This window comes from Candidatus Electronema sp. TJ (genome assembly GCF_048287355.1).
Taxonomy (GTDB): Bacteria; Desulfobacterota; Desulfobulbia; order Desulfobulbales; family Desulfobulbaceae; genus Electronema.
On sequence record NZ_JBLWEP010000088.1, the window covers coordinates 1 to 10146 of the forward strand.

8 protein-coding genes are annotated in these 10146 nt (G+C 56.3%); 5 read left to right on the plus strand and 3 right to left on the minus strand.

What is annotated here, in order from left to right; translation table 11 throughout:
• From ACNKID_RS07690 to ACNKID_RS07705, 4 genes are all read left to right on the plus strand, one after another.
• Nucleotides 1-263 (plus strand): CU044_2847 family protein (locus tag ACNKID_RS07690; RefSeq protein WP_417912859.1); only part of this gene is annotated, 263 nt, incomplete at its 5' end.
• A gap of 143 nt (nucleotides 264-406) precedes the next feature.
• Entirely contained in the window at nucleotides 407-2131 is a 1725-nt protein-coding gene (locus ACNKID_RS07695; protein WP_417912860.1) for an SIR2 family protein, read from the plus strand.
• Nucleotides 2128-2274 carry a hypothetical protein gene (locus tag ACNKID_RS07700; RefSeq protein WP_417912861.1) on the plus strand — a complete coding sequence of 49 codons (147 nt, stop codon included), beginning with the start codon at nucleotides 2128-2130 and terminating at the stop codon, nucleotides 2272-2274. Before ACNKID_RS07695 ends, ACNKID_RS07700 begins: the two co-directional genes overlap by 4 nt.
• A gap of 206 nt (nucleotides 2275-2480) precedes the next feature.
• The gene (locus ACNKID_RS07705) at nucleotides 2481-6647 is read left to right on the plus strand and encodes a HEAT repeat domain-containing protein (RefSeq protein WP_417912862.1); all 4167 of its coding nucleotides are present in this window, start codon (nucleotides 2481-2483) and stop codon (nucleotides 6645-6647) included.
• A 15-nt stretch (nucleotides 6648-6662) separates the two neighbouring features.
• On the opposite strand, the gene ACNKID_RS07710 is transcribed toward ACNKID_RS07705, so the two are convergent.
• Both ACNKID_RS07710 and ACNKID_RS07715 read right to left on the minus strand, forming a co-directional pair.
• Nucleotides 6663-8090: a sensor histidine kinase gene (locus ACNKID_RS07710; protein ID WP_417912863.1), complete on the minus strand. Its 1428-nt coding sequence runs from the start codon at nucleotides 8088-8090 to the stop codon at nucleotides 6663-6665.
• Nucleotides 8087-8797, minus strand: a complete 711-nt coding sequence (locus ACNKID_RS07715) for a response regulator transcription factor (RefSeq protein ID WP_417912864.1) — start codon at nucleotides 8795-8797, stop codon at nucleotides 8087-8089. Before ACNKID_RS07715 ends, ACNKID_RS07710 begins: the two co-directional genes overlap by 4 nt.
• Before the next feature lie 159 nt (nucleotides 8798-8956).
• On the opposite strand from ACNKID_RS07715, the gene ACNKID_RS07720 reads away from it, so the two are divergent.
• Nucleotides 8957-9220: an RNA polymerase subunit sigma-70 gene (locus tag ACNKID_RS07720; RefSeq protein ID WP_417912865.1), complete on the plus strand. Its 264-nt coding sequence runs from the start codon at nucleotides 8957-8959 to the stop codon at nucleotides 9218-9220.
• Nucleotides 9221-9299: 79 nt separating this feature from the next.
• Here the strand turns inward: ACNKID_RS07720 and ACNKID_RS07725 are convergent, their stop codons facing one another.
• Nucleotides 9300-10106 (minus strand): ZIP family metal transporter, encoded by an 807-nt coding sequence (locus ACNKID_RS07725; RefSeq protein WP_417912866.1) that lies wholly within the window; start codon nucleotides 10104-10106, stop codon nucleotides 9300-9302.
• Nucleotides 10107-10146: the final 40 nt, after the last annotated feature.

Consider the following 10146-nt stretch of genomic DNA (forward strand, 5'->3'; position numbering starts at 1 on the left):
CGCCTGATCAGGTGCGGCAAATTTCCGGCGGAATGCCGGAGCAGGTGGACAAGGCGATTGACTCCGTGCGCCCGGTGCTGCTCAAAGCCTGCCGTCCGGTGGTGTCGGTCTGGAACGAATTGAACAAAGACATGTCAATCAGCAGTGCCGAGGTCGAACTGCAACTTGGCTTTTCCGCTTCCGGCTCGGTCTTTCTGGCTAAGGCGAACGGCAGTGCCAATCTGAAAATCAAGCTCTCCATTTCGCCCAAGGCGGAGAAATGAACCTATCTCAAAAAAGAGCGAAGCAGAATAATTGAGCAGGCGAGCAGCAAGAACGCCAAATTTACACCCGCGACCAAGATTTTCAGCAGTACAGCAAAGCCGTTCCTATCATTCTGCATCAAGAAAACAGGAGATAGTTTCTTATGGCCATCGAAGAGGGTGCCGTTTTCCTCCTGACCAGTGCCGACAGCGGCAAAAAAGCCTTCGGCACCGGCTTTGCGGTGGCCTGTAAGGAGGGCAAACTGTATCTGCTGACCTGCGCCCATGTGGTGGAGCAGCTTGGCGGCAAAGTTGTCGCTAGCGGAGCCGATGCCGTCCCGCATGAAGCGGCGATTGAGGCCGCAGGCTCCTCCAACACGGTTGATCTTGCCTTGTTGAGCATCCGTCATGACGGCACCGCGCCGCCACTCCTCAATCGGCCTGCAAAAGGAAAGCCGGACATACCGTTTCAGATTCTCGGCTACGGCCCGCATCTCGGAGCAAGAGAAAATTATGTTCTCCGGGATATTCGCGGGCGGCTGGGCAAGCCGATCTCCTTTAAAGCTGTTGGCAGCAAAAGCATTGAGGCGTGGGACATTCATGTTGATGACGATGAGTTCTCCAAGCTCCAAGGCGGCTACAGCGGCTCTCCGCTTTGCGACGAGGCGGGCGGACTGCTGGCTGTTGTCAGCCACAATGCTGATCCTGCTGCCGGGCAGCGCGGTCATGCGGTTGCCGTCGCCAATCTGCAAGCTATCTTTTCGGCAATTGAGGAGATCATGCCCTCTTTTGCCGGTCTGACTGAGGAACATATTGATCCGGCGGCCCGCATCAACCAGGCGATGATGCAGCTTTCTGGCCGCGCCTTTGAAATCTGCTCTGTTTTTCCCGCTATTGGCTTGGAGCTGGAACGAATGCGGAAAGAGGGCATCAGCGAGGACGATGAGGAAATCTTTGCCGAGATCAAAGGATTTGCTGAACGGACAATTGCTGCCGAAGCCTTTATTTTTTTCTTCAGCAATCTGGACAACAGAAGGAAAGCCGCCGCAAGCCGTCCTGATTACAAAAAGCTCGCCGGGCAGCTGCACAATGGTCAGGTCATCCTCTGTCTTGGGCAGGAGCTGTCGCATCTTCTTGGCGCAGAGCTGCCTTCAACAGAGGCGATCAAGCAGCATCTCAGCCAGAACGCTTTTCATGGCCCTTTGTCAGAACTTTGCGAGCAGAAAGAGCTGGCATTGAACAGCAGCCGCGCTGATCTGGTCAATGACATCCGCTCCCTGTTTCAAGCAGATCAGAAAAAATCTCCAATCTCGCTGCACGAGCTGCTGGCTAATCTGAAGAATCCATTTTTAGTCATCTCGACAGCCTATGATGACCTGCTTGAACAGAGTCTGCGCGGCAGGCGGAAATTTGCCGTGATTCATCCGAACATGGAAGACAAACGATGCCTGCTGCGCTGTTCCGATCAAAAGGATGTCTTCTGCACCCCGGAAGAACTGTCCAGCTTCAGCCTGCTTGAAAACGGCTATGCGGTCATTTATCAGCTCCGGGGCGGCATTTTCAATGACAAAGGCCATCTCCTCCTGTCAGAACGCGATTATTTCACCTTCACCCGCTTCATGCAGCAGCAGTTTCCTGACTACATCGGCAGCAAACTGAAAAATTCGCTCCATTCGCTCTGGTTTCTCGGCCATCACCCGGAAAGCTGGGAAGAACGCCTGCTGATCAAATCGCTTCAGGAGCTGCGGCACGACCGTGCGCCATCGCTGGCGATTCAGGAGGGCGGCTCTTCGTTTGCGCAATCGTTCTGGCAGGATAGAAAAGTGAAGGTCTATGATTGCCCGCTCAAGGACTTCGTGCAGGAACTTGCTTTGTGCGCAGCGGATTGAGCATTTTTGCTTTTTCGGATGCCAAAATCGCGCTGAAAAACGTCTTGTTTGGAACAGAAAACGTGGCATTCGCGATTCAAAACGCCTCGTTTGAAGCTGGCAATGACGTGTTTGCAGCAGCGAATGCCTCATTCGCAGCGTGAAACGTGGCATTCGCAACAGCGAATGAGGCATTTTGAACAGCGAACGTCTCGTTTTGAACTGGCAATGGCGTGTTCGCAGCAGCAAACGTGGCATTCGCAGCGTGAAACGCGGCGTTTGCAACAGCGAATGAGGCATTTTGAACAGCAAACGTCTCGTTTGAAACCGGCAACGCGGCATTCGCAGCATGAACAGAACAGACGGAATCATGAATAATCTTTCAGCAGCTTGCTTGGAACCCTACATCGGCCTGAAACCGTTCACCGAGCAGGAGAAAGACCGCTTTTTTGGCCGCGACCGCGAGACAAGCATTCTGCTGGATAAAATCCGCGCCAACCGCCTGACCTTGCTGCTGGCGGCCAGCGGCGTTGGCAAAAGCTCGCTCCTGCAAGCAGGCATCATGCCGGTGCTTCGTGCGGACGATCATGCGGAGCTGATCTATCACAACGGCTGGGCTGCCGAGCCTGGCGCGGCGCTCAGGCAGAGCATCCTGAATCATTATGCCAAACGGCCAGGCCTGGGCAGCTTTGGTGGCAATTTCGCCCAGCTTTCCCTGAAAGACACCTTGCTGGCCTGCACCCTCTTCGGCAGCGGCCAGCAGATTCTGCTGCTTGATCAATTTGAAGAGTTCTTCAACTACCAGCGGTTTCAAAAAGGCTTCAAAACGTTTGTCGAAGAACTGAGCGCGGCGGTTCTTGACCGCAGCCTTCCGGCCTGCTTTGTTTTTTCGATGCGCGAGGACTTCGCCCTTGAACTCAATGCCTTCAAGCCCTTTCTGCCCGGCGTGTTCGACAGCTATTTCCGCTTGGAGAAGCTGACCCGCGATCAGGCGCGGCTGGCGATTGAGCAGCCGCTGAAACAGATTGGCTGGAGTTTCGCGCCAAAGCAGGACAGCAAAGAAGGATTGCTGGAGCAGGTGCTGGATGATCTTGCCAAGCGCGAGCAGGAGCGGCAGTTCGGCGTGCAGGAGCTGCTTGCGCTGCAAGAGCTGCCGCTTTTGGTGGAACCGCCGCATTTGCAGATTGTCTGCCAAGAATTGTGGCAGCATCACCGGGACGAGGCGGCCAAGCAGATCACTCATGCGGCGTATCAAAAAGCGGGGCAGGCTGAAGGTATTTTAGAAACCTACTTTCTCCGCAAGATTGGCCAATTCAATAAAAAGGAGCAGGTGCTTGCTTCTGCCGCTTTTGATCATCTCGTTGGCCAGCGGGCCACCAAAGTGGCGCATCCGCTGGAGCGATTGGCTGAATTGACCCGCGCTGATGCCAATGCGCTGAAGCTTGTGCTGGACAAGCTCCAGGATTGCGCTGTGCTGCGCCGCCAAAAGCGAGGTGAAGAGTTTTGGTATGAGCTGTATCACGACATCTTTTCTGAATCAATTGACAAGTGGAACCGGGAATTCAAGCATCGGCAGCGGGTGAAACGGCTTGCTGTCGGAACTGCTGCGGTGCTGATTGCTGGCGGGCTGATCTTTGCGGGCAACAACTGGCGGGCGAATTATTATGGCCGCTGGCTTCAGTCGCAAGAAGGGGTGTTCAACCGGATAGAGGTCAATCGAGGCACTGAACATGGGTGGGATGTGTTTGGTTTGCGCGGATTTCTTTATGAAAGCCCTTTCTTGCGTTGGGAAATGGAAGCGGACAAGCGTTTTGACCGCAGTCTTGTTGAGGACAAAGCGAATGCGCAGGACAATCTGGTTGGCAGGCTTCCTCTCAGTGACCGCTTGTCTGTTTATGCCGAAAACGGGCTGTACAGCAAGATATACCGCAGCAAAGAGGACAAGGAAGATAAATTTGTTGAGAACATTCTGAAAACAGGCGAACAAGAACTGATCAGAACACTTCCTGCCCAGCTTGCCAAGATCAGAATAGCGAAAATCATTGCTCTTTTATTGCAACTTTCTGAGAAACAGAAAAATAAAGACACAAATGTGCTTTACAGCCTTGCACAATTAGGCGACAGCTCGGCCCTTCCTGACCTGCGCAAGCTCCTCTCGGATGAAGATGAACCTATGCGGCTGGCGGCGGCGAAAGCCCTTGGCAAGATAGGAGACACCTCCTCTGCGTCTGAGCTGGTCAATCTCCTCGCAAATGCTACTACGTATAAAGATACGCGGAAGGATGCAGCATCCGCCCTTGGTAAACTGGGTGACCGATCGATTGTTTCTGGGCTGATCAAGCTTCTTGTAAATTCGAATAAATATATACGAATGTATGGGGCGGAACTTCTCGGCAATCTTGGTGATGACGACAGCTCGACTGTGCCTGCGTTAGTCAATCTCCTTGCGGATAAGAGTGAGAACGTGCGGCAGGTTGTGGCGAGAGTTCTCGGCAATATTGGCGACAGTTCGGCTATGCCGGTGCTAGTTAAACTCCTCGCAGATGAAGATGCGGAGGTGCGGAGGTCTGCGGCGTATGCCGTAGGAATGCTGGGTGACAGTTCGGTTATGCCTGAGTTGTTCAAGCTTCTCGCAGATACGGATGCGGAGGTGCAGAGGTCTGCGGCGTATGCTCTCAGCAACACAGGCGACAATACTGCTGTGCCTGAGCTGATCAAGTGCCTCGCGGATAAAAATAGAACTGTACTACAGAGCGTAATAGGAGTCCTCGGCAGCCTTGGCGATAGCTCGATTGTTCATGAATTGGTTAAACTCCTCGCCGATACGGATGCGGAGGTGCGGCAGTCTGCGGTATATGCTCTCAGCAGCCTTGGCGATAGCTCGATTGTTCATGAATTGGTTAAACTCCTCGCCGATACGGATGCGAATGTGCGGCAGTCTGTGGCGGAAGCTATAGGAAATCTGGGCGACACCTCGGCTGTGCCTGAGTTGATCAAGTTTCTCGCGGATGAAGATTCTTACGTGCAGTTGCGGGCGGCAGCAGTTCTCGGCAGTCTGGGCGACAGGACAGCAACTCCTGCCCTGCTTAAACTCCTTGCAGATAGGAATGAAAATGTGCGGCAATATGCGGCGGCATATTTAGGCAGATTGGGAGACAGCGCGGCTGTGCCTGCATTGGGCAGGATTATCTCGGATACAACTTCGTATATGCGGGACTCTGCGGCGGAAGCCCTCAGCAGCTTGGGAGACAATTCAGCGGTGCCTTCCTTTATGGAAATGCTGAAGGACAGCGAGGTTAGAACAGCCGCTGTTGCCGCATTGGGGCGACTTCGGACAATGCAAGCCGCACCTGAAATCATCCGATTAAAACTGCTTGAACGTGGCAATCGCAAAAGTCAGCGAACAGCGGCTTTTGCTTTGGCGCAGATGAATGCTTTTGCCCCAGAGCTGCAAACATGGCGGCAGCGGGCATTCAACAAAGCGCAGGAGAAATTTGCTGCGCAAAATGCTTCGCAACGAACAGAAGCGGCCCAGCTTCTCTGCGCTATTGCCACCAAACAAGCCGCCGCGCTGCTTGTCCAACTTATCAATGATCCCAACCGTGAAGTAGCACAGGAAGCAATTAGGCAAACAGGTCTTCTTGCTGAGCTGCATCCTGAATGGATCAAGCCGGAACCGCTGCTGGCCTTGCTCAATCAGCCTAATGTCAATCTGCGGCGGGCGGCAATCAAAGCACTTGGCCAGCTTGTTTCCTTTCAAGGGGAAAAAAAGCCCACCGATCTCCCTGATGTTGAGCAGAAGGTTCATGCAGTTTTGCGCACGCTGGTTTCTGCCGAGCAGAAAGACTTTGCTGCCCGGAAAGCAGCCCTTGATGCCTTGGGTGCAGCCGGGAGATATGGGGATGAACTCCTTGCTTTCTTGAACACGCTGGAAAAAGGCAAGGACGATTCGCTGCGCTATCGTTGCCTGCACTGGCTTGGCCGGATGAAATACGCCGCTGCCAAAGAGTACGTGGAAAACGAGCTGAAGGCACTGGAACAGGAAAAGGCAGCTTGGCGCGAAGAGCGGCTGAAAACAGAACAGAACGAGCTGAAGCAGCAGGATAAAAGCTGGCCTAATGAGCATTGGGAATACATGCTCGGCAATGCGCTCGCCAGCATCGCCCCGGAAAAACGCGGCATTGCCCTGCTCGGCCACCCGCTGCATTACGTCCGGCAAGGGGCTGTCCGCGCCTTGGCAGGCAAGGCCAACGCTGACCTGATCGGCAAAATCATTCAGGCGCACCAAGAATTCGACCCGGACGACCTGCCTTCCCCCTTCCCTTACACCGCCTTCCAAGCCATTGACCTTGCCCTGTGGAATCTGGAATACACCGGCAAACAGGAGGATGTGAAAACGCTGCAAGACATCCTCAAAAAACTTCCCGAAAAAAGCAACATTCCCGGCCAAGACGGAGCAATTAAGGAACGGCTGGAGTGGACGATTGAGCGGTTGAACAGCAAAACAGCCGGGCGCACAACTCATTCCGGCACTTAACAATCTTGCGCATCATCAACAGCTGCTCAGGAGCATCCGCACGGCGAAACCCTTTGGCTGGCGGTTGCAGGCCGAGACTGCGCCGCCGCAGCTCTCGACGCAGGTTTTGACGATGGCAAGACCTAAGCCCACGCCGCCTGATCCGCTCTCGCGGGACAGCTCAGGCCGGTAGAAGGGTTCAAAAAGGCGGTCGAGATGCTCATCGGGCACACCGGGGCCGCAGTCTTCGACGGTGATTTCCACCTGCCCGCTCTTTTCCGCAGCAGTGACGATAATCGGTCCGGCATCGCCTGCGTATTTCACCGCATTGCGGAGCAGATTGGCAATCGCCCGCGTCAGCAGCTCGGCAGAGGCGGTGACATGCAGCTCCGGCGCGACCTGCATCTGCACCGCCGCTTCAGCCGCCTCGCGCCGGACAGCGGTCTCAATCACCGGCAGCAGAGGCAGCTGCTTCAGCTTTATTGCCTGCGCATTCATTTCCGCCCGCGAAAAGGCCAGCAGCTCGCTGATCAGGGCGGCCATGTGCTCGACATCCTCCATCACGTCCTGAACCCGCTCCCGGTTCGCGCCGTCTAAACGCTGCTCCAGCACGCCGAGGCCGAATTGAATCCGGGCCACCGGCGAGCCAAGCTCGTGCGAGACATCGCCGAGAAAACGTTTCTGGCCTTTGACAAAAGCAGAGAGGCGGGCGGTCATGTGGCTGATGGTCGCGGCCAGCCGTCCGATCTCGTCAGCCCGCCCTTCGCGGATCGTCACGTTGAAATTGCCCTTGGCGATTTCCTCGGCAGCACGGGTCATCCGCTCCAGCGGCTTGGTGATGCTGCGGATCAGCGGCAGCCAGAAAAGCACCGAGATGACAATCATTGCCGCCGCCACGATCATCCACGGCACAGGGTCGAAGAAAAAACCCTTGCCGGTGATGGAGTCTGAGGCGGCGATGAGCAGGGCAGGCAGATGCCGGTCTGAGGCTTCCAAATAAATCGGCATCCGGATGCCGAACCACCAGCGGCTGGGATTGCTGGTATGCAGGACGAACTGCGGCCGTCTGCCTCGCAGCTCCAGCGGTTTGCCTGCGCAGTTGTCGTCTGGCGGGCCATGACGCAGGAGCATCTCTTTGGCCCGGCTGATCACCTCGTCAGGGATTTTTCGTTTTTCCGGCGAAAAGACCAGTCCCTCGCGCAGCAGAAGCAGAAAATCCACCCCGTGAATCTTCCCGTGGCGTTCGAGCACATCCTGCCATTCATCTGGCGGAGTGCCTTCCAAATCGTGCACGATCAGCATCCCGGCGGTGCGGAGTCTGTCCGCGCCCTGATGGCCGAAGAACTCGTGCAGATTCATCTTGAGCTGCACAGCAAAAAATACTGCCAGCGCAGCGGCAAGCAGGATCAGATTGAGAAAGAGCCAGCCGAGAATTCTGGCGAAGAGGGAGCGGGCCGCCTTCACCGCTGCGGCTCCGGCGGAGCGATGAACATGTAGCCTGCGGTGCGCACAGTCTGGATGCAGCGCGGCTGGCGGGGATTCTCGCCCAGCTTGCGCCGCAGCGAGGAAATATGCACGTCAATGGAGCGGTCGAAGACATCGTAATTCCGCCCGGACACCGCCTCCAGCAAGTGGTCGCGGCTCAAGACCCGCCCGGCGGCATTGGCCAAGGCGGCTAAAAGGTCGTATTCCAGCGGGGTCAGCGTCAACGGTTCTCCGTGCAGGCGCACAGTGCGCGAGACCTGCTCAATCTCCAGCCCGACAAAACGCAGGGTCTGCTCAGTCTCCTCCGCGCTGCTGCGGCTTTCAGTCAGCTGGCAGCGGCGGGTGACTGCCCGCAGCCGGGCCAGCAGCTCACGGGAGGAAAAAGTTTTCGGCAGATAGTCGTCCGCGCCCAGCTCCAAGCCGACAATGCGGTCGGTCTCCTCGCCCCGCGCCGTGAGCATCAGCACCGGGATGTCCGACTCGCGGCGCAGCTCCTTCAGCACGGCAAATCCGTCCATCTCCGGCAGCATCACGTCCAAGATCACTGCCTGATACTCGCCTTGCCGCAACATCCGCAGCCCCTCCGGGCCGCTGTGCGCCGCCTCAACCGCATAACCCATCGGCTCCAGATAATCAGCCACCAAACGGCAGAGCTTCCGGTCATCATCAATCATGAGGATGTTCATTTCTTCAGATGCACTGATTATTTTACAAACTCTTTACAATTTTCCGGGCTGCCGAAAAAATTCCTTTACATCCGTCGAGTACAGTGCGGCATGAGGCAAAGAGAACAGGCGGCAGCACCCGCTGCCGAATCATGATAAACTGACACAATGGAGGACACCATGAAAGTTTTGAAGACAGCTGTTTTTGCATTGAGCATCGCTTTGGCCGCAGTCCCTGCTCTGGCGCAAAGACAAGGCGGCGGGATGAGATGTTTCCAGCGTTTTGCCGAGCTTGATGCTGACAAAGACGGCAAAGTCACGCTGACGGAATTTCTGTCTGTCCAGCATCCTAGGGGCAGCGATTTCGCGAAGCAGATGTTCACCTCGAAAGATGCCAATGGGGACGGCGCACTGACGGCGGCGGAATTCTGCCCAAGCAACTGAGCTTAGCCTGAACGGCCCGCAGGAAGATGATCCCATCTGCCCTGCGGGTCCGCATTGGCCGCGCCGCGCACATTGCTCATCAGCCCATCGCCACATCCAACACCATCATCAGGCAGAAGCCGGTCATCGTGGCCATGGTCGCGAGGTCAATATTTTCATATTTCTGCTGCGATTCTGGAATCAGCTCCTCCACCACAACAAACATCATCGCCCCGGCGGCGAAGCAGAGGGTGAAGGGCAGCAGCGTCTGAATCCGCATGACCAGCAGGGTTCCAGCCAGAGCCGAAAGCAGCTCGACCACGCCGGAAAGCTGGCCGAGAAAAAAGCTCCAGCCCTTGGACAACCCCTCGCGGCGCAGAGGCAGAGCCACTGCCGCGCCTTCCGGGATGTTTTGAATGCCGATGCCCACAGCCAAAGCCGCTGCGCCGCCCAATGTGGCGGCCTTCAGCTCCGAGGCCCCGGCGCTGAAGGCCACGCCAAGAGCCAGCCCTTCCGGGATGTTGTGCAGAGTGATGGCCAGCACCAGCAGCGTGCTGCGCTGAAGCGAGGTGCGCACCCCTTCCTGCTTGTCCATGCCGAGGCCGGGATGCAGATGCGGCAGGAATTTGTCCATCAGCCGCATAAAGACTCCGCCTCCCATGAAGCCTGCCGCCGCAGTCAGCCAAGCGGGCTGGCCAAGCTGCTCCGCCATTTCAATGCCCGGCCCCAGCAGCGACCAAAAGCTGGCCGCGATCATCACCCCGGCGGCAAAGCCGAGCATCGCGTCCATCAGCCTGCTGTTGACGCTTTTCGTGAGGAATATCAAAGAAGCTCCGGCGGCGGTGAGTCCCCAGGTGAAGAGGGCGGCGAAGAGGGCTTGAGCGAGCGGACTGCTTGGCAGGGACATGTTTCATCTCACTATGCAAAAGATCCATTGCTTCCTGCCG

Bases quoted from the DNA above. Each gene is read 5' to 3' on its own strand.
- ACNKID_RS07705 (WP_417912862.1), top strand. From the start codon at position 2,481: ATGAATAATCTTTCAGCAGCTTGCTTGGAACCCTACATCGGCCTGAAA.
- ACNKID_RS07715 (WP_417912864.1), bottom strand. From the start codon at position 8,797: ATGAACATCCTCATGATTGATGATGACCGGAAGCTCTGCCGTTTGGTG.
- ACNKID_RS07720 (WP_417912865.1), top strand. From the start codon at position 8,957: ATGAAAGTTTTGAAGACAGCTGTTTTTGCATTGAGCATCGCTTTGGCC.
- ACNKID_RS07725 (WP_417912866.1), bottom strand. From the start codon at position 10,106: ATGTCCCTGCCAAGCAGTCCGCTCGCTCAAGCCCTCTTCGCCGCCCTC.
- ACNKID_RS07695 (WP_417912860.1), top strand. From the start codon at position 407: ATGGCCATCGAAGAGGGTGCCGTTTTCCTCCTGACCAGTGCCGACAGC.